This is a genomic window from Bradyrhizobium sp. USDA 4532 (genome assembly GCF_024171315.1).
Classification (GTDB): domain Bacteria; phylum Pseudomonadota; class Alphaproteobacteria; order Rhizobiales; family Xanthobacteraceae; genus Bradyrhizobium; species Bradyrhizobium australafricanum.
In genome coordinates this window covers 1051155-1074862 of record NZ_JALJZN010000001.1, presented here as the reverse complement: position 1 = coordinate 1074862, position 23708 = coordinate 1051155, and the positions used below count along the sequence as shown (strand labels likewise).

Sequence of the window (23708 nt, the reverse complement as noted above, 5' to 3'; positions counted from 1 at the left end):
GCACCGGCAGGCTTCTTAGTATTTTGTGTACGTTTTCAATCAAATAAGAACCCATGGCCCAAACGACCAGATGATTCGGGGCCGCAGAGGACTTCTGTGATCCGTTCCGTTCGTGCAGGCACATTGCGGTCGACGGCGCTGGCGACGAGCCTGGCGCTCGTTGTCGGCCTTGCTGCCATCACGGCCGATGCCTGGGCCGCCGAGGATGCTCCAACCGCGAAGCCGGCTGCCCAAGACGCGGCTTCCAAGGGCGCCGCCTCCAAGACCACGCCGAAGTCCACGGCTCCGAAGGCGGCGGCTTCAAAGCCAGCGGCAATCAAACCCGGCGCCGCCAAGACTGACGCTGCCAAGACCAACGCTGAAAAGACTGACACTCACAAGACCGAGGCTCACAAGACAACGTCGTCCAAGTCCGGCGCGGTCAAGACAGACGGAGCCAAGGCCGCTCCCGCCAAGACCGAAGCTCACAAGGCAACGGCTCCGAAGCCCACGGAATCCAAGGGCACCACGTCCAAGACCAACACATCCAAGACCACCGCGGCCAAGCCCGCCGCTCCGGCTGCAACGGGAACTGTATCGAACAGGTCGGTGCCCGCGCCCGCACTGGTTCCGGCAACCCGCCAGCATGCCGCGCCGATCGCGCGCAAGCCGGTGCTGCCTGCGGCCGTGGCCGCGACATCCTCGACGTCGCAGTCGGACAAGGAAGCGCTTGCAAGCGTCGTCGAGCTGCTGCGCAAGCGCAAGCCGGCGGACGCCACCGAGGCCGAGGCCTCGATCTCAGATCCGGTCGCGCGCAAGCTTGCCGAATGGCTGATCCTGCGCAGCGAGGACAACGGCGCCTCGGTCGAGCGCTACCGCGCCTTCCTCGATGCCAATCCGAGCTGGCCGTCGCAGACCTTCCTGCGTCGTCGCATCGAGGCCTCGTTGTGGGACGACCGCCGCGACGACTCCGCGGTCTGGGCCTGGTTCCAGAATGAATCGCCGGTCTCGGCCAAGGGCCGGCTCGCGCTCGCCAAGGTGATGATCGGACGCGGCGACCGCGGCAATGCCGAGCGCCTGGTCCGCGAGGCCTGGCGCAACGACGGGATGAGCGAGGACACCGAAAACACCGCGCTCGAGCTGTTCGGCTCCTTCCTGACTGCCGGCGACCACAAGGCACGCATGGACACCATGCTGTACGGCACCGACAACGAGGCCGCCGGCATGCGCGAAGCCAAACGCCTTGGCTCCGGCTACGTGGCGCTCGCGAAGGCACGCATCGCCGCCACCCGCAAGGGTTCGAACCTGCGCGCGCTGCTGGAAGCCGTGCCGAGCGAACTCTCCGGCGACACCGGCTACTTGTTCGCCAGGATCCAGTTGCTCCGCCGCGAGGAGAAATTCTCCGAGGCCGCGCGGCTGATGCTGAGCGCACCGAAGGAAGCTTCCCGCCTGTACAATGTCGACGAATGGTGGATCGAGCGCCGGCTGCTGGCGCGCAAGATGATCGACACCAACGAGTTTCGTACCGCCTATCTGATCGCGCGCGACGCGGCGCTGCCGGCCCGCGACATCTACAAGACCGAGCAGGAATTCACCTCGGGCTGGATCGCGCTGCGCTTCCTCAACGATCCCGCCCTCGCCGCCCAGCATTTCGCGCGGATCGGCGTCGGCAGCGTTAATCCGACCGCGCTGGCGCGTGCCGGCTATTGGCAGGGCCGCGCCGCGGAAGCCGCCGGCCGCGGCCAGGAGGCGCGCGCCGCCTACGGACGCGCGGCCGAGCAGTCCACCAGCTATTACGGCCAGCTCGCGCGCGCCAAGCTCGGCCTGCCGCAGATCGAGCTGAACAGCGCGCCGCGCGGCCGCGGCGCCGAGCGGCTGGAGATCGTACGCGCGGTGGCGCTGCTCTACGAAATCGACGCGCGCGAGCTCGCGATCCCGATCTTCGGCGACATGGGCGACAATGGCGATCCGGAAGCCCTTGCCGGCCTCGGCGAGCTCACCGCGCGCCACGGCGATGCCCGCGGGATGCTGCTGATGGGCAAGGCCGCGCTCAACCGCGGACTGCCGTTCGACCATTACGCCTATCCGGTCAACGGCATCCCCTCGTTCCGCCAGGTCGGGCCGGAGGTCGAGCAAAGCGTCGTCTACGCGATCGCGCGCCAGGAGAGCGCGTTCAATCCTGCGGTGGTGTCACCGGCCCAGGCCTACGGCCTGATGCAGGTGACGCCGGACGCCGGACGTTACGTCTGCAAGCGCGCCGGCATCGGCTTCGACCTCAACCGGATGAAGACCGATCCGGTCTACAACGCGATGCTCGGCGCCGCCGAGCTCGGCGGCCTGCTCGAGGACTATCGCGGCTCCTACATCCTGACCTTCGCCGCCTACAATGCCGGCCGCGGCAGCGTGCGGAAGTGGATCGAGCGCTATGGCGATCCGCGCGATCCCAAGGTCGACGCGGTCGACTGGGTCGAGCTGATTCCGTTCTCGGAGACGCGGAACTACGTCCAGCGGATCATGGAAAACCTGCAGGTCTATCGCGCCCGGTTCGGCGGCGGCACCAAATTGCAGATCGAGGCCGATTTGCGACGCGGCGCCAGCGTGGAATGAGCCGGCGCAACCGGTTTTCAACAGGCTGGGCGACCGCAGCTTCCAGCCTCGACCAAAGATCCAGCTAATCTATTGTTATATCTTGCATTTTAAGCAACCGCGCGCTCCGATACGAGCCGATCGGCGCGGTTTATAAAGGCTTGGGGACGGCCGGCGGCCGAGCTGCCCTCAAATCACCTTGGCGCAATCTGAATCTGCCGCTTGCGGCTCAGCGCCCTCTCGGGCATATCGGCGCCATTGGAGACGTGGCCGAGTGGCTGAAGGCGGCGGTTTGCTAAACCGTTATAGGCTTGTAAAGGCCTATCGAGGGTTCGAATCCCTCCGTCTCCGCCAGCCAACTATTGTCCAGCCCGGAGACATGGGTAACAGGTCGTGCCTAAGACATGGTGACAACCTCGTGCGAGAGCATGGTCAAATTCATCTCTCAGAATCGCGCCGATTTTCCGAAACTTGAGACGGCGATCAGTTCGACCGTTACTGCAAATATGACCAAGGCTGGATAAAGAAACGCCGCCGGGACAATGCCATTTCGAGCCCGGCGGCGTACTTTTGGCGTGCTGCACGGCGCTCCCTTAAAGTTCAATCTCGATTGCCATGTTCGCGCGCACAAGAGTGGTCAAGCCCGCTTTCAATCTCTTCGCTTGCCAGGTCTGGAAAGCTGGATCGGCGTTCAGCTTGTCAACCGCCGCGCCATAAGCCGAAAACGTCTCAAAATTTACTGAGAAAACGAAATTGCCGGCTTCACCGACGGCGACAGACCAGAACCTTGGTTTGCCACCATGCTTGCGCCAAAGCGCGGCACTCTCCTTTGCCAATTCGAGTATTCCTGCGAGGTCACCGCCTGGATTCGGCTTGACCACGTACTGCACGACTACTGCCATGCTACCCTCCATTGAAATTACAGGAGGAGCGCATGCGAGGCTGTTTTTCGGTCGTGGGGTTTGATCTAGGTCAAGCAATCCAGCGACGCGACATGGGTACTTAGCTGCCCCGGCGCGAACCGCGATGGCATAGTGCCTGCACTCTGGACCGTGCTGGGGATTTCAGTGTCCCAGTTCAGGAAGGAAACGCCGCCGGGCGTGTATTTTTGAGACCGGCGGCGTACTTTTTGGGGATTCGATCAGATCCAGTCGGTTGCCCAGCCGGGCAGACGATCCGGAAGCGGCCTATCGAGCAGGCCAGCGAACAACACGGCGAGCGCCGCACCTTTGATGGCGCCTTCGCCGTTGCTCCATCCGAAATGGGGGACCGCCGAGGCAATCGCCCACATCCAAAACGGTATTGGCGTGCGACCGCTGACTGTGACTTCGAAAGTATTTTCCAGTTCTCTTGTTCGCCCGGTATTGTCCATAAGCCGCAGAAAAAGCAGCCCTTTACTCACTCTTGAGCGGCGGTCCTAAGAGGGTCGTCCTGGAGGAATGCCGGCATCGGCCCCTGGCCTGGACCGGTTGTCACCTCCGCGTGAATGAAACATCATTCCCGGCTCCGCGAAGCGAGCACGCAACAAACCGCGCCCACCATCCCCGCATTGTTTATTTCACCTGAACATTTCCGGGGTAAAGCCATGCAGCAAGACAGTGGCATCCACTTCCAGGATACCGACCAGGTTCTGCGTAACGCCCAGCTTCGCCGATCCGCCGACTTGGGTCCCTGGTTACGGCAGCGCTTCTCATCCAAGGCAGGCAGGCTCGTGGTCGCAACTTCGCTGGCTTGCATGGTTGTTGTGCTGGCGATCGCTGCTGCCCCGCGGCCGGTCTCGAGCGCTGCGCTTGGCAGCGAGTGGCAATGTAGCAAGGCAGCGTTTGTCCTGACGACCTGCCGTCAAGCCGACCCCGCCCGTTCATAGCAAGCAGCCGCATTGGGGACGTACGGTAGCGACGTCAATTGGCTCTGGTGAAACCATTTGTCCGGCGACTCCGTAACTGGAGCGCCGGCCTATTTCTTCCATTTTGGCACTACGGGCCGGCTGGGGCCGTTCGGTCTTTCCCAGTCACGAACGGCCCCACTTTTAGGCCCATCCATGAACCGCGTCAGCTTTCCCTCGGCTTGATTATTTGGCATCAAATGATCAAGGCGCCCGCGCGAAGAATCCGTCGGCCGGTCGAGCTCGAGCTGAAGGCGAAGAAATAGATGGATGGCCCAAGTCGCGGTCTCAGGTCAGCGATCTGTTTCGCGCTGGTTCTCCTTCTGCCTGCTGCGCAGACGGCGCCGACGCTGCATTCGCGGGACGAGTGGCGTGTGGTTGACAAGGAATGCCGCGACGTCTTGCCTGCGCAGGCAAAGATACGGGCGTGTCTCAACCTGCTGAGCGATCGACGCCTCTCGACCGCTTATCTTGCGTCGATCACCGGCGAAATATCGAGCACCTTCCAAGGCTTGCGGGACTACGGCAACGCAATCAAGTACAAGAAGATCGAAATTGAACGTACCTCGGCGAGGCAACCTTCTTCGTCGGGTGACGCACTTCCTGCCAGTCTCGGTGCGATGTCTCTGCGTTACACGGAGCTCGGGACACTCCAGGCGCTCAATCGCCAAACCAATTTCGGCAGTCAGTCGGATGAAGCGCGCCGAGGCGCCACTGAGGAGCAAAGCAGCTACAACCTTGCGCTTCAGTACAACCCGATGAACTACAGGGCATATCGATACCGGGCTGAAATTCGCAGCCAATTCTGCGACAGCGCGTCCGCCGCTCAAGACATGGAAGCAGCGGTCAGGTTTGCCGAACAGGCGGGAGATCAGGACGCCGCGCGAGACTACAAGCGCATCACGCTGGGTGCTTGCGTTCCGGCGTGGCGGCGAGACTAGTCCGAGCCATCAGACTGTCGCCAGCCGGCGGCACACGCCGCGCCGCACCGCCCCGACAGTATTCTTACGGACCCCCGACTGGCAGGGAACTTGCGATGTATCCGTGAATAGTTCGGCGCCAGCTGTTCTCGGTGTGCCGAACTCAGACATTCGGAGCACGCAAATGAACATGCATCATCGTTTTGAGACAGCTGGCGGACGTGGCGGACGCGAGTCGACGGTCAGCAAGATGCTGTCCGATCTCGTCCTGGCCTGCCGGCAGATCGAAGCCGACATCGCGACCGAAGAAGCGCGCGTGGGAATTTATGACCGATCGGACGCGAGGTATCCGATTTTGGCAAGGTCGCTCAATGAGCGGCACGCCAATCTCAAGGGAACGATTGCCACGCTCGAAAAGCGCGTCGCCGAGAGATCTCAGCACAAGCTGGTGACCGACGCAGCATAGCTCGGTCTTTGACCAGCTCCTTGCACGCGGGCAGAGCGATCGATGCGATGAAGCATCAGTGCGGCGGCGACGACGTCAGCCGCTGCCGCGGGTGGATGGATCGAGGTTTCGGTTCTCGCCGGGCGGGATCGGGCCAAAGCCCGGATATACGTACCGGTCCGGAGACACGACCTGTTCACTTGGACGGATGATGAGGTGCTGTCGCACGCGACGATGATGCGGCGTTGCGGCGCCGGCAACCGAGCTCCACAGCATCGCAAGCGGCAACGCCAAGGCCAAGGAAATAGGCAAGCAAACACGCAAGACAACACGCATCGCGATCACTCCGTTTCACCGAACAGGTGATCGCCGAGCGTAGCGCTGTATTCTGCCCTGGCTTCTCACATGCGATCAAAACAGCGAGATCGGCGATCCGTCACTTCGTTATCGCGCACCGATCGCGGTCTTTAGCGGCCGCGGCAAGGCCTGCGCGCAGGCGACACCGAGCAGCGCGAGGCCGCCGCCGACGACGTGGAATGGCCTGACCGGCTCGCCGAGCATCACGATCGCGGCCACAGCGGTCAGCACCGGCAAGAGATTCATGAAGATCGCGCAGCGGTTCGGGCCGAGCTGCGCGACGCCGCGGATCCAGAGGAACGGCAGCACCACCGACGCGAGCGCACCGGCATACACGATCAGCGGCAAAGTCTCGGCGTTGACCTGACGCAGCGGCGCCGGCGTCGCGAGGAACGCGGGAAACATCACGGCCAGCGCGCACAGCGCCTGCATGTAGGTGGATTGCCATCCAGTGATCGGCAGATTCCAGCGTTTCAGCAGCACGCCGTACAGCGCATAGGCGATCGCGGCCAGCAGCATCAGCGCGTCGCCCGCATGCACGCCGTTCTGCAACAGCGACGACAAGTCGCCGCCGCTGACGAGGTAGACGAGGCCCGCAAATGACAGCGGTGCGCCCCAGATCATGCCAAGCGTCGGCGGTTCGCCGAGCAGCGCGGCACTGAGGGCGACCGTCAACAGCGGCGTCAGCGCGGTGAAGACAGCCATGTTGGTCGCGGTGGCGGTTTCGGCCGCCAGATACGACAGGCTCTGGAACAGGCACATCGCAAGGAAGCCGAGGATCGCGAGTGGACCGAGATGCGGCCAGATCGCACGGCGATTGCGCCAGGCGCCGCGCGCCACAAACGGAGACATCAAGAGCATCGCGACCAGCAGGCGATAGAAGGTGATCGCCTGCGGACCGATCGTGTGCGCCGAGAGGCGAGAGACGATGACGTTGCCCGCCCACAGCACGATGGCAACGAAGGGATAGAGAAGTGCGACTTTCTGCTTGAACATGACCCGGCAGCGCGTTGGTGAAGGACGCTCCAGCAACTACCTGTCGCGCTAACGTCCGTCTCACGCTAGAATGACCTCACCTAGTGAGATTGGGACATGCGAGATGAAGACGTGTTGGACGAGCTGACCACACGGCACCTCGACTATCACGCCACGGCGCGGCCGATGGCGGCGATGGAGATCGACTATCCGAGCGGCGCGTCGACCGGCCTGCACGCGCATCCGCGCGGCCAGCTGCTCTATGCGATCGAAGGCGTGATGGTCGTTCGCTGCGCTGAAGGCACTTGGGTGGTGCCGCCCAACCGTGCGGTGTGGCTGGTGGCCGATCTCGCGCACGAGGTCCGGATGTGCGGCGCGGTCAAGATCCGCACCGTGTTCGTGGACGCCGACGCGGCTCCCAATCTGCCGCGGGCCAGCTGCGTGTTCGCGGTCTCGCCGCTGCTGCGCGAATTGTTCGTCGCCGCGATGCGCGTCCCGCTGGACTATGCGCCCGCGACCTCCGACGAGCGCCTGATGCGCGTGCTGCTCGACCAGCTGCGCGAAGTCGATGTGCTGCCGCTGCACCTGCCGATGCCGCGCGACGAAAGGCTCGCGCGGATCTGCGCTGCGCTGGTGGCCCACCCGAACGATGGCTCCACGGCGGAGCAATGGGCGCGCCGGCTGAAGCTGACGTCGAAGACCATCCATCGTCTGTTCGCCCGGGAAACCGGCATGACGTTCGGCGAATGGCGTCAGCAGGCCCGCCTGCTGTTCGCGCTCGAACGCCTCGCGCGCGGCGCCCGCGTGGTCGATGTCGCGCTCGATGCCGGCTATGCCAGCCAGAGCGCCTTCACCGCGATGTTCCGCAAGCATTTTGGCGTGCCGCCCAACGCGTTCTATCGGTGAGCCGTCCACTGCCGCTGTGCTCCGTCTCCCCGTTCTTACGGGGAGAGGGTTGGGGTGAGGGGCTGCATCCGCAAAACAACTTCGAGTTAGACTTGTGGAGATTCCCCCTCACCCGGATCACATTGCGCTTCGCTCCATGCGATCCGACCTCTCCCCGCACACGGGCCGAGGTGAAGCAGAGTCCGTTGCTCGACCTGGCATAATCTCGTCGCGCTTTAGTGCTCCGCCGCCGACTGAGCCTCCGGTCCCAGGATCCATTCCCTGAACGCCGCGATCTTCGGAAGCGACTGCCGGTTGTCGGGACAGACGAGATAGTAGGCGAACTCCTCCAGATGCGCGGTCTCGAGCAGCTGGACCAGTTCGCCGCTCGCGATCTCATTTGCGACCATCGCGGCCGGCAGCAGGCCCGCGCCCTGCCCCGTCAGCACGGCCTTCAGCAGAAGGCCGCTGTCATCGAACGAGGGTCCGTGCGGTGTGCGAACCTCCGCGATGCCGTTGGCCTGAAACCACAGGCTCCACCCCTTGCGATCGGCGTCATGCACCTGCGGCCAGCCCGCGAGTTCGCCCGGAGATGCCGGCCGGCCAAGTCGCTCAACCAGCGACGGCGATGCCACCGCCACCATCTCCACGGTGACGACGCGGTCGCTGCGCAGCCCCGGATAGCGGCCAAGGCCGTGGCGCACCGCGACGTCAACGCCGCTGCGCGAGAAATCGACCACTGTGTTGCTGGTGACGATCTGCAGATCGATCTCGGGATGCGCATCCTGGAACGAGGCCATGCGGGGCACCAGCCAGGCCGACGCAAAGAACGGCGTGACGCTCACCGTGAGCGTACCGACATCGACCGATGCCGCGACGCGGCGCGAGGCATCCGCGATCTGGCGAAACGCATTGCGGATCGACGGCAGATAGTCGCGGCCGGCGTCGGTGAGATAGATGCCGCGCGGAACCCGCTTGAACAGCTTCACGCCGAGATCGGCTTCGAGCGTCTTGAGCATCTGACTGACCGCGCCCGGCGTCACGCATAGCTCCTCGGCCGCGAGCTTCACCGAGAGATGGCGAGCAGCGGATTCAAACGCCTTGAGCGCGTTCAGGGGTGGAAGCCGGCTTTCCATGATTTAGATTTTCTAATCTGAATTGCCCAGCAAATCTGGTTTGCTAACTCGGCGTCCCGGGCGCCTTATCAGCTTAATCCGATGCTGAAAGCCGCGTCAACGCAGAGAAAGTCGAAATCATGGAACTTAGATTTTCTAACCTTCTTTGCCGCTCCCGACGGCTCCGTTTTCTTGATGGAGCCAAGCCATGACTGAGGTCGCAAGCAAGCTCGGCCTCCGCGAGATCGCTGCCGGCGGCCAGACCGGCCCGCTCGTCGAGCGCATCAACGCGTCGCAAGCCGGCAGCCTGCCCGGCCTGCTGGACTTTCAGTGGCTCGAAGCCGGACGCGGCCACATCCGCGGCCGCTTCGAGATTGCCGCAAAACACTTCTCGCCGCACGGGCTGCTGCACGGCGCAAGCATCGTCGCATTGGCCGATACCGCATGCGGGTTCGGCTGCCTCGCGTCGTTGCCGGACGGCGCCATCGGCTTCGCCACCGGAGAGTTGAAGACCAACTTCATCGGCGCCGCGCGCGAAGGCGGCATGAGCTGCGAGGCGCGCCTCGTTCACGCCGGGCGCACCACCCAGGTGTGGGACGCCGAGATCCGCACCGAGGCGACGGGCAAGACCATCGCGCTGTTTCGCTGCACACAGATGCTGCTCTACCCGCCGAGCAAGGCCGGTGGTCATGCGGCACAGGGAGAACGATCATGAGGAATGCCGTCATGCACGCCGGTTATCAACGCGCCAAGCCGTTCTACGGCTGGTACGTCGTCGCAGCGGCCTTCGTCGTGACGCTGATCGGCTTCGGCAGCGCCTACACATTCTCGTCCTTCGTCGAGTCCCTGCAGCGGGAGTTCGGCGCCTCGCGCGGCTCGGTGTCGCTGGTGTTCTCCTTCGCTGGCTTCCTGTATTTCGGCCTGGGGATGATCTCCGGTCCGCTTGCCGATCGCTGGGGCGCACGCGGGCTCGCTGGCCTCGGAATGGCGCTGGTCGGTCTCGGCATGGTGCTGGCGGGACAGGCCCAGACCATCCTCCAGGTCTATGCCGCCTACAGCATCGGGATCGGCGCCGGCGTCGGTTGCGCTTACGTCCCGACCTTGGGCGCGGTGCAACGCTGGTTCGTCAGGCGGCGCGGTTTTGCGTCGGGCCTCGCCGTCAGCGGGATCGGCGTCGGCACACTGGTGATGCCGCCGCTCGCGACCTGGCTGATCACGAGCCTCGGCTGGCGCGATGCCTATGTCGTGCTGGGCGTTGTCGCCGCCGTCGCCGGGATCGGTGCATCGCTGCTGATCGCGGACGATCCGCGCCGCTACGGCACCGGACCGGACGGCGATCCGCTCGAGACGGTATCGGGCGCGCCGCTCCGCCAGGGCGTCTCGATCCGCGCTGCGGTACGGAGCGCGCGCTTCGCCGGGCTCTATGCCGCCTGCCTGATCAGCGCGTTCGGCGTATTCGTGCCCTTCGTTCACCTCGTGCCCTTTGCAGTCGATCATCGGGTGGCGCCGACGCTTGCCGTGCTGCTGCTCGGGATGATCGGGGTCGGAAGCACGGCCGGCCGGTTCCTCCTCGGCGGCATCGCCGACCGGGTCGGCCGCGATGCATTCCTGGTCGCGATGTATCTCGGCATGGCCGTCTCGCTGGCAATCTGGGCGATCGCCGGCACCTTCTGGTCGCTCACGGCCTTCGCGCTGCTGTTCGGCCTGTTCTATGGCGGCTGGGTCGCGATCCTGCCCGCTGTCGTCACCGACCATTTCGGCGGCCGCAATGTCGGCGGCATCATCGGCATCCTCTACACCAGCGTCGCGGTTGGCACGCTGCTGGGCCCGAGCGCCGCCGGCTTCGCCTACGACATCAGCCACAGCTACTTCATTCCGGTGGCGATCAGCGCGGCCGCCAACCTCGTCGCCGCCCTCATTGCAATGGCGACCATGCGAACGGCCTCGCCGATCGCCTCGGTTGAGCAGGCGTGAGGCCCTCATGACGGTCGGTGACCCCCGTGCTACGCTCGGAGATCACCGCCCCATCGTTTCGAGACCTCCGTGATCGCTCGCCTCGCCATGACCAATGCCTGGACTTATCGGCGAGCCGACAGGGAAGACATCGTTGAGCTGGCATCGTGGCGCGGCGCCGGCTCGCTTGGCCTCAAGCCGCACTTCCATGACGAGAACCAGATCGTGCTGGTGCTGTCAGGGTCGCGCGCCTTTCGCATCGGCGGCGCGACCGTCACCGTGCCCGCCGGCCATGCCGCGCTGATTCCGGCCGGAATGCTGCATGCGCCGATGACGATGTCGGACGAGGAAACGGTCTGCCTGAACGCCTACGTTCCTGCCGGCCGCGTCTGCTCATCGGTGCGGATCATCCGTTTCGGGCAGCGTTGGCGGAACGTCGACGAGATCTCGCCTGGGCACGTCAGCGAGATCGCCGACGACATCCTGTCGTGCGCGCCGTCCCACCCCGCCGGGTGCACCGACAAGACGAAGCTCGGCATCACGCTGACCGAGAGCGTCGCGCCGATCGGAGCGATTGCCGCCGGCTTCGGGCGAAGCCGCGAAGGCTTCAGCCGCATGGTCAGCCGCGAGCTCGGCATCCCGCCGCATACCTTCCGTCTGCTGGCCCGGCTCAATCTTGCCCGGCAATTGCTGCGCGCCGGCGCCCCAATCGCAGCAATCGCGGCCGATGCGGGCTTTTCTGACCAGAGCCACCTCACCCGGCTGTTCCGCCGCACCTTTGGCACGACGCCGGGCGTCTACTGGCGCGGCTGAAGTGACGTCACAGACGTTCCAGACCGATTGGCGCGCCGCCCGCTAGCCTGCTCACCCTCAAGAGGGTGAAGGATGGATACCCAGACAAGTCTTCTGCTGCTGGCGGCCGGGGTCGCCGGAGGGATCATCAATGCACTGGCGGGCGGCGCCACACTCATCACCTTTCCGGCGATGCTCGCTGCGGGCCTGCCGGCCGTCATCGCCAACGCGTCGAATGCGGTGGCGATCTCGCCGGGGCATTTGATCGCGGCGCTCGCCGATCGCGGCAAGCTGCCGCCGCCGACGCGGCGCACGATCAGCTTCGTCGTGATCGCCACGGTGGGCGGCGCGGTCGGCGCCGGCGTGCTGTCGCTGCTTCCCGAGCGGCTGTTTCTGCTGCCGGTGCCGGCCTTGATCGCATTTGCAACGCTGTTGTTCGGCTTCGCGCCGCAGATCCAGGGATGGACCGTCGAGCGCCACAAGGCCGCGGCCTTGCCCTCGACCAGCGCGAGCGGTGCTGTCCTGGGATTGTCGTGCATCTATGGAGGCTTCTTCGGCGCCGGTCTCGGCGTCATCCTGACCGCGGTGCTGTCGATCACCGAGCCCGGCGACATCAGGGCGATCAAGGCGTTGAAGAACCTGCTCGCGACCTGCGTGTCGCTCGCTGCCACATTGATCTTTGTCTTGCAGGGAGCAGTGCGATGGCCGGAGACCCTGGCGATGCTGCTCGGCGCCATGGTCGGCGGCTATGCCGGCGGTTTCCTGATCCGGATCCTTCCCGGCCACATCGTCCGGCAGTTCGTCATCGTGGCCGGAGCGCTGATGACGGTGGTCTACGCGGCGCGATACTGGTTCTAGGTGGAGCGAGGGAGCCGAGGCTCCATCGATATCGGTTGGCTTAGTGCGTCGTCATCCAGGCGCGGGCTTCACGCTGGGCGACCGCGATCTCGACATCGGACATCTGCTCGGCGACTTCGCGGCGGTGCGCGATCGCGTCAGTACGTCCCTTGAGCGCCGCCAGGTTGAACCATTTGTGCGCCGCGACGAGGTTGACCACACCGGAGCGGCCGCTCGCCCAATACATACCACGTTCGAACAGCACGTCCTGGATCGCCGTTGCGGCAACCGGGACAGCGCTTTCCTGATCGATGACCCCCTGAAACATTCTCATTCCCCTTTTTGTTGCTGGCCGCCCTCCCCCGAGCGCGGCCCCCGTCCACTGTTGAAACTACCCTGTCATTCCCTGGCTGATCTTTGATCATGCCCGGGCTGATCTCTTGATCATGCCCCGCGCTGATCCTCGGGATCACCGCGTGCCGTTTGCCGGCTTGTTGGGATGATCATGGCCCATCAAATTTGAAGAGCGGTTTAAGTATCGCGATGAACGGGATGTAAATCGGCGTCGCCGAGGGCGCATCGAGGAATCGCAGAAGTGCCTGTGCCGCAGGCACTTCCTTGCATTCGTGAACGCCGGTTTACCCTGGTGTTTGGGACAACGATAACCATGGCGGACATTGGCCGCGGCGCCGGCGGGTCCCACCAGGCAATCAGTTTCGAAATTGACGGAGGGGCGGCGCGACCATGGACGAGCCGCGGAGCGGCGTGCGGTCGGGTGCACAGACAAAAGCAACGCGAGGCCGTCAGGCCCAGCGTCGATCCGGAACGGGGATGGATGGGGAAAGTGGCTGCCGGGCGCGGACTGCGCGGGCCGCCGGAACGAGGGGGTCGGCGAACACGTCAGGACCAGATTTCAGCTCGGCATTCTCGCCGGTGAAATTGCGGAACCAAGCGGGCTCCGCACCGAACGAAGAAATCTCTGTTTCTTCTGCCGGACCGGTTTTGGGAAGGTTGCCCTCTCCGAAATTCGATCCAGCCGTTTGACCTGATGTCTCGCCGACACCCTCTTTCGTCAGCCAGAGCCTTGGGGGTGGGATGTGCCTCTCAGCAGTCCGTCCGCTGGCTCTCGCGACGTGCCGGCGTCAAGCCGCCGACAATCCTCTCGAGGCGAGAGGCTTACTTCTTCTTGGCGACCTTGCGGGTCTTCTTCGCAGTCTTCTTCACTGCGCTCTTCGCCTTCTTCGCCTTCTTCGCCTTCTTTGCCTTCTTAGCCATGTTGCCCTCCAGTATGTGAGATGGCTCTACTTCGCTGCGTGCACTCGGGAATCGATATGCACTACTTCCCGAATACACCAACAGACCGAAAAAAACAGTGTCCCGCTTAAGGAAGTGTTGACGCAGCGGTGGCAACGCGCACCGCGCGCGCCGCCGTTCAAATCGACACTTCATTCACGCGACGATGCAAGAAGTGCAACAGCCGCCGACATCGGCATTTGTCAACGTTGCAGGAAATGCCTTCTGTTGTAGGCTTTTCTTGAATTCGCATTGAAGCGATCGACGCGAGATCGTCGTTGCGCTGAGTCGCGAGCGAAGACGAAAAGCGGCACGTCGCCGACGCCGAGTCGTAATTTTTGGCAACGAAAAAATTTTCGTGGGAAAGACGGCTTTTGCCTCGTTTGAGGTCATCCGAACCGGATTTGCGAACGAATCGCGGCTTCTGCGATTCGGCGCCGGTGGCGCCGGCGCGCCACGAACGGAGGGTGTGAGGCAGGATCACGCCACGTTCACGCGCGCGCGACGACACCGAAGGTGACGGCAAAGGAGCATGCAAGGGAGCATGATCCGGCTGGATCATGCGCCAAGGACAACATCATTGTCCTGTTGTTCAGATGCCGAGCTTCGACTTCAAGAGGTCGTTGACCGCCTGCGGGTTCGCCTTGCCGCCCGACGACTTCATCACCTGACCGACGAACCAGCCGACCAATTGCGGCTTCGCCTTCGCTTGCTCGACCTTGTCGGGATTGGCCGCGATGATGTCGTCGACCACCTTCTCGATCGCGCCGAGGTCGGTGACCTGCTTCATGCCGCGCGCCTCGACAAGCGCGCGCGGATCGCCGCCTTCCTGCCAGACGATCTCGAACAAGTCCTTGGCGATCTTGCCGGAAATCGTTCCCTCGCCGATCAGGTCGACGATCGCGGCGAGCTGCTCCGCCGACACCGGCGAGGCTGCGATCTCGACGCCTTCCTTGTTGAGACGACCGAACAATTCGTTGATCACCCAGTTGGCGGCGAGCTTGCCGTCGCGCGCCTTGTCGGCAAGACCCGACAGCACCGTCTCGTAGAACTCCGCGCTCTCGCGCTCGGCGACCAACACGCTCGCATCATAGGGCGACAGGCCGAAGCCCGTAATAAAACGGGACTTCTTCTCGTCCGGCAGTTCCGGCAGCTGCGCCTTGAGATCGTCGACGAAGGCCTGGCTGAACTCGAGCGGCAACAGATCGGGATCGGGGAAGTACCGGTAGTCGTGCGCCTCTTCCTTGGAGCGCATCGAGCGGGTCTCGCCCTTGTTCGGGTCGAACAGCCGGGTTTCCTGGTCGATCGAGCCGCCGTCCTCGATGATCTCGATCTGACGCCGCGCCTCGTACTCGATTGCCTGGCCGATGAAGTTGACCGAGTTCATGTTCTTGATTTCGCAGCGGGTGCCGAACGCGGTCTCGCCGTAACGGCGCACCGAGACGTTGACGTCGGCGCGCAGATTGCCCTTCTCCATGTCGCCGTCGCAGGTGCCGAGGTAGCGCAGGATCGAGCGCAGCTTGGTGACGTAGGCCTTGGCCTGCTCGGCGTCGCGGATGTCGGGCTTGGAGACGATCTCCATCAGCGCAACGCCGCAACGGTTGAGGTCGACATAGGACATCGTCGGCGACTGATCGTGCAGCAACTTGCCGGCGTCCTGCTCCAGGTGCAGCCGCTCGATCCCGATCGTGACGCTGCGGCCGCCGTCGAGCTCGAGCGACACCTCACCCTCGCCCACGATCGGCGACTTGTACTGGCTGATCTGGTAGCCCTGCGGCGAGTCCGGATAGAAATAGTTCTTGCGGTCGAACACCGAGCGCAGGTTGATCTGCGCATTCAGCCCGAGACCGGTGCGCACCGCCTGGCGGACGCACTCCTCGTTGATCACGGGCAACATGCCCGGCATCGCGGCATCGACCAGCGAGACATGGGAATTGGGATCGCCGCCGAACGCGGTCGATGCGCCGGAGAACAGCTTCGCGTTCGAGGTGACCTGGGCATGGATCTCCATGCCGATCACGACCTCCCAATCGCCGGTGGCGCTCTTGATCAGTTTGTGCGGGGCGGCAGATGCGGTCATGGATCTCGGTTTCCGGATAAAGGATATCTGGGATGGATTGGGCTTCGCGCAACCAATCGCGCCAGTCAAGCCGCCTTCCTGTCCTCTTGCGGCCCGCCGCCGTCGCCTGCGGCGGGATCAGAGCCCGCGCCGGAACTGCTGGTAGGCCTTGCTCGAGCGCAGCGCGTCGGCGCCGCCCGCGATCAGCTGGTCGACCTGCTCCGGCGGCAGCGACAACCGCGTCGGGATGGCGTTCAGGATGCCGGCGCGGTCCGGTCCGAGGCGGTCGAAGCCGAGCCGCTCGACATAGATCGCGACGTCACCGCATTTCCAGCCGGCGCCGACGCCGAGCCGGCTGCGCTCCGCCGCCGACAACCCGCAGCGCCAGCGCTTCAGCTTGCCGGACCAGTCCTCGGCAAGCGCCGTGAAGGCGGCGTAGCTGGAGCGCACGCTGGCATCGATCGCGGTGTCGGCGGCCGCGGACACCAGTTCGACGCCACTCGGCCCTTCGAGCGTCTGCACGAAGTCGCCGGAGATGCCGCGGCCGGCGTCGACCACCAGGAACAGGATGCGCTTCAGCTTGGCTGCCTGCCGCTCGTTCAGCGGCTCGTACGGACGCTGCGCGGCGAGCAAGCCGATGCTCAGCCCCGACAGGCCGTAATTGTCGACGAGGCCGCCATCGAGCAGCTTGACGTAACGCATCGAGCCGTCGCGGTAATGCGCCTGGGCCTCGGCATAGGCGCGCAGCAACGGCTGTGCGTTCGGATCGTTGCGCACCCGCTCGAGCCAGGCCGGCAGTGGCGCGGCGCAACCGCCGGGATAGGTTTGCAGCACGATCGGGGCGAATGCCAGCGGCACCGCGGCGGATGCCGCCACCGCTTCGGCGACACGATACGATCTGATGTCGCTGCACAAGGCATCGAACGACGTCTTGCCGAACACGAACGGCGTGCGGTTGTAGATATCAGACGCGTTGATCCAGACCCGCGGCCGGCGATCGTCGGCCAGTGCGTCGAACCGCGCGCCGTCGAACAAATTCTGATCGAGCCAGTCGGTGAACTGGCTGTCGTTGACGCCGCCGCCGAGCGCGCGCCCGATATTGCCGAGCGAGATCCGGGTCTTCAGTCCCTCCTCGGCGTTGCGCAGCAGGAAGCGCTGGCGAAAATCGTCGAGCGCCGCGCGGCGCTTCAATCCGAAATAGGCGGCGGTGACCGATCCGCCGGAGACGCCGGAGACGAAGTCGACGCGGTCGAGCAGCGTCTTGGTGCCCGCCGCACTCGAACGCGTGTGGTCAAGCTCCTCCAGCACGCCGAAGGAAAACGCCGCCGCGCGGGTGCCGCCGCCGGAGAACGACAGCGCGAGCAGCAGATCATCTTCGTAGGCCGGAATGTCGCGAGCGCTGCTGTTGTCGGCGAGCGCGGCGCCGAGCGGCACATTGCCGGGCAGATTGTAGACGGAGGCGCAGCCGGCAAGGCCCGCCGCCACCACGGCCACCAGCATTGCTGACAGCCATCCCCCTATGCCCGACCCACGCACGAATACTCTCTTTTGCCGCTGGCCCCCGCCCGGTTCCACTAGCCTATCACGGCCAATCTGGGCGGCGGCATGGCGGCCGAAACAGGGTTAATGCTCGCGGTGCCTCGGCACCGGCGTCCTTTAGCCGCGCTGCGCCAGCAGCGCGGCAACGATCCGCTCCCACTCGGCCTCGAGCGTGTCCTTTGCGGCCGGCTGGCCGGCCTGGCGATACCAGTAGCCGGCATTGCCGAGATCGCCTTCGACGCGATGCAGATGGGCATGCACCCAGGCCGAATTGGCGTCGCCCTCATCCTGCACGATGCGGTGCGCCTGGTCCCAATCGCCCTTCTTTGCCCACCACAACGCGGCGAGCGGCGGCGACAGCGCCGCATCGGGCGCCGTGTCAGCGAGACTGGCGCGGAAATCCGCCATCGCTCACCACCATCTAGGGGCCGTGAACCGGCCGGCCGCCTGCTCGATCACCTCGCCGAGCGAGAACAGCGTCTCTTCGTCGAACGGACGGCCGATCAACTGCAGGCCGAGCGGCAGACCTTGCGTGTCCTTGCCGGCGGGCACGGCGATGCCCGGCAGGCCCGCCATGTTCACGGTCACCGTGAAGATGTCGTTGAGATACATCTCGACCGGATCGGCGCCGCCTTTCTCGCCGATGCCGAACGCCGCCGACGGCGTCGCCGGCGTCAGGATTGCGTTGACACCCTTGGCGAAGCAGTCCTCGAAGTCCTTCTTGATCAGCGTCCGGACCTTTTGCGCACGCAGATAATAGGCATCGTAGTAACCGGCCGACAGCACATAGGTGCCGATCAGCACGCGGCGGCGCACCTCGTCGCCAAAACCATCGGCGCGGGTGTTCTCGTACATCTCGATGATGTTCCTGCCCGGTTCGCGCAGCCCGTAGCGCACGCCGTCGTAACGCGCGAGGTTCGACGAAGCCTCCGCCGGCGCCACGATGTAATAGGCAGGCAGTGCGTATTTGGTGTGCGGCAGCGACACCTCGACGAGCTCGGCACCCGCGGCCTTCAGCCACTGCGCGCCCTCGCTCCAGAGCTTCTCGATCTCGGCCGGCATGCCGTCGAGCCGATACTCCCTGGGGATGCCGATCTTCATGCCCTTCACGGACTTGCCGATCGCGGCCTCGTAGTCCGGCACGGCGATGTCGACCGACGTGGTGTCCTTGGGATCGTGCCCCGCCATCGAGCGCATCAGGATCGCGGCATCGCGCGTCGAGCGCGCGATCGGGCCGGCCTGGTCGAGCGAGGATGCAAACGCGACGATGCCCCAGCGCGAGCAGCGGCCATAGGTCGGCTTGATGCCGACGGTTGCGGTGAACGCGGCGGGCTGGCGGATCGAGCCGCCGGTGTCGGTCGCGGTCGCGCCCATGCAGAGAGCAGCCGCCACCGCCGAAGCCGAGCCGCCGGACGAGCCGCCCGGCACCAGCGTGGTGTTGGAGCCCTCGCGCCGCCACGGGTTGGTGACCGGGCCGAAGCACGAGGTCTCGTTCGACGAGCCCATCGCGAATTCGTCATTGTTGAGTTTGCCGAGCAGCACTGCACCGTCGCGCCACAACTGCGAGGTCACCGTCGACTCGTAGGGCGGAATGAAATTGCCGAGGATATTCGAGCACGCAGTGGTCCTGATGTCGCGGGTCGCGAACAGGTCCTTGATGCCGAGCGGGATGCCGGCGAGCGGTCCGCCCTCGCCTTTTGCAATTTTCGCGTCGGCGGCCTTGGCCATCTCGCGGGCGCGGTCGGGCGTCTCGAGCACATAGGCGTTGAGCACGCGCGCGGCTTCGATCGCGGCGAGATGCGCATCGGTCAGTTCGCGGGCGGTGAAAGACTTGCTCGCCAGGCCCTCACGGGCCTCGGCGATCGTCAGCGATGTCAAATCAGTCATTTATTGATCGGGCTGCAGAAGAACGGAGACAGGGTCTTGTCGTTGGCGGGGTCGTCATGCCGGGCTTTGGCATTTTCCTTGGCGCGGGCGGCGTCAAGCGCCTCGAGATGGTCGAGCACGGCGTCCATCGCCGCGTTGGGATCGGCGACCTTCCCCTTGCGCTCCATGGCATCGAGGAAGTCCATATAGGCCTTGTAGGCCTTCTCATCGTCGCACAGCAGACACATTGAGCTTTGTCGCTTTTGTTTGACGCGTTTTCTTCACGCGAACCGGTATCCACTTCGCTCGAAAACGCGATGCTTGCGTTACTCGACCACCTTCGGCACCAGAAAGAAGTCGTTCACGGTGTCGGGCGCGTTGCGGACAATGACGTCGGCGATCTCGCCGTCATTGACCACGTCGGCGCGCTTCTTCATCTCCATCGGCGTCACCGAGGTCATCGGCTCGACGCCGTCGATATTCACTTCCGACAGCTGCTCCACAAAGGCCAGCATCGCGTTCAGCTCGCCCTGGAGATGGGGAACTTCGGCGTCGCTGACCGCGATCCGCGCCAGATGCGCGATGCGGCGGACGGTCGTGGCGTCTACGGACATTATATAGGGCCTCGGGGCTGAAAGGTCAGCCTGCCGTATAGCAGAGGCCGGTTTTGCGCCGCAACCGCGCGAATTTGCCCGCCCAACGGGGCTTTGCGCCCATCCGGCGACCGGGCAAGACACCCTGCCACGCATTCCGGCTGCGAAACGCACGACGAAACCAGTTCGCGGCCACCGCGAAGTCGTCCCGAAACATTCACGGCGCCTACTCCACCAAACAGAAAAGTTCGGAGCGCGTCATGTCAATGCTCAACGGCAGCCTCCGCCCGGAGGGCTGGGACCCCGCCCTCTGGTCGATCGGCACGGCGCTGGGGGTCGCGATCCTCTACGTGGCCTGCCTGGTCTGAACGAGGCCGCGCGTCAGGCCTGAGACAGAGCCGCCATCCGCGCCAGCGCGGCGCCGGCGAGCGCGCGGGTCAATTCGGCGGCCGGCATCTCCTTGCCCATCCGCACTGCCTGCCCGGCCCATAGATTGGTGAAATCGACCTTGCCCTGTTTCTCGGCAGCCGCCTTCAGTGGTCCGAGCGCGGTCGCGGCGTGTGGAAACGCTGGCGCGTCCGGCGAGATCGGCCCGACCTCGCGCATCACGCGGTTGGCGACGCCGCGCGCCGGGCGTCCGGTCATCACATTGGTGATGACGGTCGATTCGTCGCTCGCTTGCGCCAGCGCGACACGGCCCTGCGGGGTTACCTTGGATTCCGGGCAGCGCAGATAGGCCGAGCCGATCTGAACGGCCGCGGCGCCGAGCGCGAATGCCGCCGCGATCCCGCGCCCGTCAGCGATACCGCCGGCCGCGACCACCGGCACCTTCACCGCATCGACCACCTGCGGCAACAGCGAGAACGTCCCGGGCTGCTCGGAAATATTCTCGGTCAGGAACATGGCGCGATGGCCGCCGGCGTCGGCGCCCTGCGCGATGACGACATCGGCGCCGTTCTCTTCCAGCCAGATCGCCTCCTTCACCGTGGTCGCCGACGACATCACGATCGCACCGGCCGCCTTCACCCGCTGCAACAGCTTCGGCTCCGGCAGGCCGAAATGGAAGCTGACCACCTCGGGCTTCAGCTCCTCGACCACGGCGCAAAACGCCGCGTCGAACGGCGCGCGGTTCGCCGCGTTGATCGGCGCATCCGGATCGAGGCCGAGCTCGTGATAGTAAGGCGCGAGCAGCTGCCGCCATGTCGCTTCATGCGCGCGATCGGTCTCGACCGGCGTGTGGCAGAAGAAGTTCATGTTGACGGGCGCCGAAATGCGCTGACGGATGATATTGACCTGCTCGCGTGTCTTCTCGGCCGATAGCATCGCGCATGGCAATGAGCCGAGTGCGCCACCCTCTGCGGCTGCGATGACAAGCTCCGCATCCATCACGCCCGCCATCGGCGCCAGTACGATCGGGAATTCGGTTTTGAAGAGATCAGTTAGACGTCGATCAGGCCACATTCTTCTTGCTCTTGAACTGGTTGTTGTTGGTTTTGAACCCTCTCCGCAAAAAGGGAGAGGGTCGGTTCGATACGAAAGCCAGCGAGCGGAACTATCACCGATCGCTACGGATTCAAGTCTCTTATGCGATGCGCGTTCCGATTCACGCCTTTTCAGGCAGGAGCCGGCGCCTGCGCAGGGTTGAGCACGGAGTTGCGACGTCCACGCAGAATCTGTTCGGCCTCCAACGTGATCCTGTCGACAATCTCGGCCGCCGGCGGAACGTCGTGGATCAGCCCAACCGCTTCGCCCGCGATGACGGCGGCGACGTCGAAATCGCCGCGCGCCTTGGCCTCCGCATAGTCGGCGGCAACCTTCTTCACATTCTGGAGCAATTCGACCTCACGTCCCGTCCAGCGCTGGACATGATCGTTGACGAGACAGCGCCCGTTGAACGGAGCCGGCCAGACATTGTTGCGTGACAGATCGAAGACGATGCCACGCACCGTCTCACCGCTCTTGGCGGCACAGACCCGCCGCTTCGCTTCGTCAGCGATCTCGGCTTCCTGGCTCGCGTAGAATCGTGTGCCGAGCAGCACACCGGAGGCGCCGAGCATCAGCATGGCGGCAAGACCGCGGCCGTCCGCGATGCCGCCGGCGGCAACCACCGGGACACGCCCCGCGGCGAGATCAACGATCGCCGGCACGACATCAAGAGTGGTTCGCGACGCGCCATGACCGCCGGCCTCGGTCCCCTGCGCGACGAGGACGTCGGCGCCGGCATCCAGTGCGTCCTGCGCCATCTCTTCGTCCTGCACCTGGCAAATGAGGCGCGCACCGGCTTGCTTGATCCGCGGTCCGAACGGCTTCGGATCACCGAACGACAGCATGATCGCGCGCGGTTGTGCTGCAAGCGCGACGTCCAACACCTCCGGCTGCTTCGCCATGCTCCAGGTGATGAAGCCGATGCCGAACGGGGTCGTCGATTTCCGGAGCTTCGCCGTCTCCTGCTCGAGCCAAGGCCGGTCGCCATAGCCCCCGCCGAGAATGCCAAGGCCGCCGGCGGCGCTGACCGCAGTCACGAGCCTCGCGCCCGCGACCACATCCATCGGTGCGAGCAAGATCGGTTGTCGGATTCCCAAAAGCGCAGTCAGCGGCGTGTCGATCGACATGGCGTTCCTCCGGGGTTTGTGGACAATCAGACTAGGTCGGGCTAACATTCTGTGAAAATGAATACTAGAGAACGCTCCCATCTCTGATTTGAAACGGTGGTCCCAGATGGAATTGACCGACCTGCTCACCTTTTCCACGGTCGCCCGCCTCGGCGGCATCACCAAGGCCGCTGACGAGCTCAACACCGTGCAGTCCAACGTCACCCAGCGCATCAAGGCGCTGGAGGCCGAGATCGGCACCGCGCTGTTCGAGCGCCACAGCCGCGGCATGTCGCTGACCGGCGCCGGCCGCCGCCTGTTGCCCTATGCGCAGCGCATGGCGGCGCTGTCGCGCGAAGCCGTGCTCGCCGCGCGCGACGATGGCGAGCCGAAGGGTCCGCTGTCGATCGGCTCGATGGAAACCACCGCCGCGGTGCGGCTGCCGACGCTACTCGCCGAGTTTCATCGCCGTTATCCGGCGGTGCGCCTGACCTTGCGCACCGCGCCGACCGCCGATCTCGTCGCCGCCGTGCTCGACGGCTCGCTCGACGGCGCATTCGTCGCCGGCCCGATCGAGCATGCCGAACTCATCGCGACGTCAGCCTTCACCGAGGAACTGGTGCTCGTCACCGCGCAGCGCTGGAAATCGCTTGCCGCCCTGCGCGCCGGCACGCCGGAGTCGGGCCCGACCGCGCTGGTGTTCCGCACCGGCTGCACTTACCGGCAGCGTCTCGAACAGGTGTTTACCGAGTTCGGCTGGCCGTCGGCCGTCCGGTTCGAGTTCGGCACGCTCGACGGCATGGTCGGCTGCGTCGCCGCCGATATGGGCGTGACGCTGTTGCCGCGCGCCGTCGTCGCGCGCGACCACGTCCAGCGCGACATCCATATCCACAAGCTCGAGCCACAGCACGCGCGTGTCGAGACGCTGTTCATCCAGCGCCGCACCGCGCATCAGTACAGCGCGCTACAGGGACTGGCCGCGTGCCTTCCCGGCGACGATCGGGTGATCGCCGCCTGATCGGCATTTTCGCATGGACG

At 64.8% G+C, this 23708-nt stretch carries 23 protein-coding genes and 1 tRNA gene; 10 read left to right on the top strand and 14 right to left on the bottom strand.

The window, feature by feature from the left end:
- Nucleotides 1-99: 99 nt before the first annotated feature.
- Together J2R76_RS05170 and J2R76_RS05165 are read left to right on the top strand one after the other, a co-directional pair.
- On the top strand, nucleotides 100-2586 hold the full coding sequence (locus J2R76_RS05170) for a transglycosylase SLT domain-containing protein (RefSeq protein WP_375166565.1): 2487 nt from the start codon (nucleotides 100-102) through the stop codon (nucleotides 2584-2586).
- Nucleotides 2587-2825: 239 nt separating this feature from the next.
- Nucleotides 2826-2919 (top strand) — tRNA-Ser (locus J2R76_RS05165).
- A 239-nt stretch (nucleotides 2920-3158) separates the two neighbouring features.
- Here J2R76_RS05165 and J2R76_RS05160 read toward each other — a convergent pair.
- Nucleotides 3159-3467 carry a hypothetical protein gene (locus J2R76_RS05160; RefSeq protein WP_210262909.1) on the bottom strand — a complete coding sequence of 103 codons (309 nt, stop codon included), beginning with the start codon at nucleotides 3465-3467 and terminating at the stop codon, nucleotides 3159-3161.
- A 239-nt stretch (nucleotides 3468-3706) separates the two neighbouring features.
- Nucleotides 3707-3967: a hypothetical protein gene (locus J2R76_RS05155; protein WP_141341846.1), complete on the bottom strand. Its 261-nt coding sequence runs from the start codon at nucleotides 3965-3967 to the stop codon at nucleotides 3707-3709.
- Nucleotides 3968-4716: 749 nt separating this feature from the next.
- Between J2R76_RS05155 and J2R76_RS05150 the strand changes: the two genes are divergently transcribed.
- Together J2R76_RS05150 and J2R76_RS05145 are read left to right on the top strand one after the other, a co-directional pair.
- Nucleotides 4717-5391 (top strand): hypothetical protein, encoded by a 675-nt coding sequence (locus tag J2R76_RS05150; protein WP_253623797.1) that lies wholly within the window; start codon nucleotides 4717-4719, stop codon nucleotides 5389-5391.
- A gap of 163 nt (nucleotides 5392-5554) precedes the next feature.
- On the top strand, nucleotides 5555-5836 hold the full coding sequence (locus tag J2R76_RS05145) for a hypothetical protein (protein WP_057020761.1): 282 nt from the start codon (nucleotides 5555-5557) through the stop codon (nucleotides 5834-5836).
- A gap of 423 nt (nucleotides 5837-6259) precedes the next feature.
- Here the strand turns inward: J2R76_RS05145 and J2R76_RS05140 are convergent, their stop codons facing one another.
- Entirely contained in the window at nucleotides 6260-7168 is a 909-nt protein-coding gene (locus tag J2R76_RS05140) for a DMT family transporter (protein WP_057020762.1), read from the bottom strand.
- A 96-nt stretch (nucleotides 7169-7264) separates the two neighbouring features.
- Here J2R76_RS05140 and J2R76_RS05135 point away from each other — a divergent pair, with 96 nt between their 5' ends.
- A complete protein-coding gene (locus J2R76_RS05135; RefSeq protein WP_253623796.1) occupies nucleotides 7265-8053 on the top strand; it encodes a helix-turn-helix domain-containing protein in 789 nt (262 codons plus the stop codon).
- Between the two features lie 215 nt (nucleotides 8054-8268).
- Here the strand turns inward: J2R76_RS05135 and gcvA are convergent, their stop codons facing one another.
- On the bottom strand, nucleotides 8269-9168 hold the full coding sequence (gene gcvA / locus J2R76_RS05130) for a transcriptional regulator GcvA (RefSeq protein ID WP_253623794.1): 900 nt from the start codon (nucleotides 9166-9168) through the stop codon (nucleotides 8269-8271).
- A 187-nt stretch (nucleotides 9169-9355) separates the two neighbouring features.
- Here gcvA and J2R76_RS05125 point away from each other — a divergent pair, with 187 nt between their 5' ends.
- The 4 genes from J2R76_RS05125 to J2R76_RS05110 all read left to right on the top strand — a co-directional run bounded on the left by J2R76_RS05125 (nucleotide 9356) and on the right by J2R76_RS05110 (nucleotide 12750).
- Entirely contained in the window at nucleotides 9356-9862 is a 507-nt protein-coding gene (locus J2R76_RS05125) for a PaaI family thioesterase (RefSeq protein ID WP_082654056.1), read from the top strand.
- Complete coding sequence (locus J2R76_RS05120) at nucleotides 9859-11121, top strand: MFS transporter (RefSeq protein ID WP_253623793.1); 1263 nt, start codon at nucleotides 9859-9861, stop codon at nucleotides 11119-11121. Before J2R76_RS05125 ends, J2R76_RS05120 begins: the two co-directional genes overlap by 4 nt.
- Nucleotides 11122-11190: 69 nt before the next feature.
- Nucleotides 11191-11913, top strand: coding sequence for a helix-turn-helix domain-containing protein (locus tag J2R76_RS05115; protein WP_253623792.1), 723 nt, complete (start codon nucleotides 11191-11193; stop codon nucleotides 11911-11913).
- A 72-nt stretch (nucleotides 11914-11985) separates the two neighbouring features.
- The gene (locus J2R76_RS05110; protein ID WP_253623791.1) at nucleotides 11986-12750 is read left to right on the top strand and encodes a sulfite exporter TauE/SafE family protein; all 765 of its coding nucleotides are present in this window, start codon (nucleotides 11986-11988) and stop codon (nucleotides 12748-12750) included.
- Between the two features lie 40 nt (nucleotides 12751-12790).
- On the opposite strand, the gene J2R76_RS05105 is transcribed toward J2R76_RS05110, so the two are convergent.
- The 10 genes from J2R76_RS05105 to J2R76_RS05060 form a co-directional block, all read right to left on the bottom strand.
- On the bottom strand, nucleotides 12791-13057 hold the full coding sequence (locus tag J2R76_RS05105) for a hypothetical protein (protein WP_057020768.1): 267 nt from the start codon (nucleotides 13055-13057) through the stop codon (nucleotides 12791-12793).
- 1104 nt (nucleotides 13058-14161) lie between these two features.
- Nucleotides 14162-14584: a hypothetical protein gene (locus J2R76_RS05100; RefSeq protein ID WP_141341872.1), complete on the bottom strand. Its 423-nt coding sequence runs from the start codon at nucleotides 14582-14584 to the stop codon at nucleotides 14162-14164.
- Between the two features lie 30 nt (nucleotides 14585-14614).
- The gene (gene gatB, locus J2R76_RS05095) at nucleotides 14615-16102 is read right to left on the bottom strand and encodes an Asp-tRNA(Asn)/Glu-tRNA(Gln) amidotransferase subunit GatB (protein ID WP_076834432.1); all 1488 of its coding nucleotides are present in this window, start codon (nucleotides 16100-16102) and stop codon (nucleotides 14615-14617) included.
- Nucleotides 16103-16219: 117 nt separating this feature from the next.
- A complete protein-coding gene (locus tag J2R76_RS05090) occupies nucleotides 16220-17581 on the bottom strand; it encodes a patatin-like phospholipase family protein (protein WP_168858152.1) in 1362 nt (453 codons plus the stop codon).
- Nucleotides 17582-17737: 156 nt separating this feature from the next.
- Entirely contained in the window at nucleotides 17738-18028 is a 291-nt protein-coding gene (locus J2R76_RS05085) for a hypothetical protein (RefSeq protein ID WP_253590054.1), read from the bottom strand.
- 3 nt (nucleotides 18029-18031) lie between these two features.
- Nucleotides 18032-19507, bottom strand: coding sequence for an Asp-tRNA(Asn)/Glu-tRNA(Gln) amidotransferase subunit GatA (gene gatA / locus J2R76_RS05080; protein WP_253623789.1), 1476 nt, complete (start codon nucleotides 19505-19507; stop codon nucleotides 18032-18034).
- Nucleotides 19504-19734, bottom strand: coding sequence for a hypothetical protein (locus J2R76_RS05075; protein ID WP_057020772.1), 231 nt, complete (start codon nucleotides 19732-19734; stop codon nucleotides 19504-19506). The genes gatA and J2R76_RS05075 overlap by 4 nt, the downstream gene beginning before the upstream one ends.
- A gap of 78 nt (nucleotides 19735-19812) precedes the next feature.
- Nucleotides 19813-20100, bottom strand: a complete 288-nt coding sequence (gene gatC / locus J2R76_RS05070; RefSeq protein WP_057020773.1) for an Asp-tRNA(Asn)/Glu-tRNA(Gln) amidotransferase subunit GatC — start codon at nucleotides 20098-20100, stop codon at nucleotides 19813-19815.
- Between the two features lie 360 nt (nucleotides 20101-20460).
- Nucleotides 20461-21540 (bottom strand): nitronate monooxygenase family protein, encoded by a 1080-nt coding sequence (locus tag J2R76_RS05065; protein ID WP_076834440.1) that lies wholly within the window; start codon nucleotides 21538-21540, stop codon nucleotides 20461-20463.
- Between the two features lie 152 nt (nucleotides 21541-21692).
- Entirely contained in the window at nucleotides 21693-22856 is a 1164-nt protein-coding gene (locus tag J2R76_RS05060) for a nitronate monooxygenase family protein (RefSeq protein WP_256520382.1), read from the bottom strand.
- Between J2R76_RS05060 and J2R76_RS05055 the strand changes: the two genes are divergently transcribed.
- Entirely contained in the window at nucleotides 22798-23688 is an 891-nt protein-coding gene (locus J2R76_RS05055; RefSeq protein WP_253623788.1) for a LysR family transcriptional regulator, read from the top strand. The genes J2R76_RS05060 and J2R76_RS05055 overlap by 59 nt on opposite strands.
- The last annotated feature ends 20 nt before the right edge of the window (nucleotides 23689-23708 follow it).

What these genes read in the sequence shown, in the direction of transcription:
- J2R76_RS05160 (WP_210262909.1), bottom strand. Translation starts at nt 3,467, where the DNA reads ATGGCAGTAGTCGTGCAGTACGTGGTCAAGCCGAATCCAGGCGGTGAC.
- J2R76_RS05150 (WP_253623797.1), top strand. Translation starts at nt 4,717, where the DNA reads ATGGATGGCCCAAGTCGCGGTCTCAGGTCAGCGATCTGTTTCGCGCTG.
- J2R76_RS05145 (WP_057020761.1), top strand. Translation starts at nt 5,555, where the DNA reads ATGAACATGCATCATCGTTTTGAGACAGCTGGCGGACGTGGCGGACGC.
- J2R76_RS05140 (WP_057020762.1), bottom strand. Translation starts at nt 7,168, where the DNA reads ATGTTCAAGCAGAAAGTCGCACTTCTCTATCCCTTCGTTGCCATCGTG.
- J2R76_RS05135 (WP_253623796.1), top strand. Translation starts at nt 7,265, where the DNA reads ATGCGAGATGAAGACGTGTTGGACGAGCTGACCACACGGCACCTCGAC.
- gcvA (WP_253623794.1), bottom strand. Translation starts at nt 9,168, where the DNA reads ATGGAAAGCCGGCTTCCACCCCTGAACGCGCTCAAGGCGTTTGAATCC.
- J2R76_RS05125 (WP_082654056.1), top strand. Translation starts at nt 9,356, where the DNA reads ATGACTGAGGTCGCAAGCAAGCTCGGCCTCCGCGAGATCGCTGCCGGC.
- J2R76_RS05120 (WP_253623793.1), top strand. Translation starts at nt 9,859, where the DNA reads ATGAGGAATGCCGTCATGCACGCCGGTTATCAACGCGCCAAGCCGTTC.
- J2R76_RS05110 (WP_253623791.1), top strand. Translation starts at nt 11,986, where the DNA reads ATGGATACCCAGACAAGTCTTCTGCTGCTGGCGGCCGGGGTCGCCGGA.
- J2R76_RS05105 (WP_057020768.1), bottom strand. Translation starts at nt 13,057, where the DNA reads ATGTTTCAGGGGGTCATCGATCAGGAAAGCGCTGTCCCGGTTGCCGCA.
- J2R76_RS05100 (WP_141341872.1), bottom strand. Translation starts at nt 14,584, where the DNA reads ATGATCCAGCCGGATCATGCTCCCTTGCATGCTCCTTTGCCGTCACCT.
- gatB (WP_076834432.1), bottom strand. Translation starts at nt 16,102, where the DNA reads ATGACCGCATCTGCCGCCCCGCACAAACTGATCAAGAGCGCCACCGGC.
- J2R76_RS05090 (WP_168858152.1), bottom strand. Translation starts at nt 17,581, where the DNA reads ATGCTGGTGGCCGTGGTGGCGGCGGGCCTTGCCGGCTGCGCCTCCGTC.
- J2R76_RS05085 (WP_253590054.1), bottom strand. Translation starts at nt 18,028, where the DNA reads ATGGCGGATTTCCGCGCCAGTCTCGCTGACACGGCGCCCGATGCGGCG.
- gatA (WP_253623789.1), bottom strand. Translation starts at nt 19,507, where the DNA reads ATGACTGATTTGACATCGCTGACGATCGCCGAGGCCCGTGAGGGCCTG.
- J2R76_RS05075 (WP_057020772.1), bottom strand. Translation starts at nt 19,734, where the DNA reads ATGTGTCTGCTGTGCGACGATGAGAAGGCCTACAAGGCCTATATGGAC.
- gatC (WP_057020773.1), bottom strand. Translation starts at nt 20,100, where the DNA reads ATGTCCGTAGACGCCACGACCGTCCGCCGCATCGCGCATCTGGCGCGG.
- J2R76_RS05065 (WP_076834440.1), bottom strand. Translation starts at nt 21,540, where the DNA reads ATGTGGCCTGATCGACGTCTAACTGATCTCTTCAAAACCGAATTCCCG.
- J2R76_RS05055 (WP_253623788.1), top strand. Translation starts at nt 22,798, where the DNA reads ATGGAATTGACCGACCTGCTCACCTTTTCCACGGTCGCCCGCCTCGGC.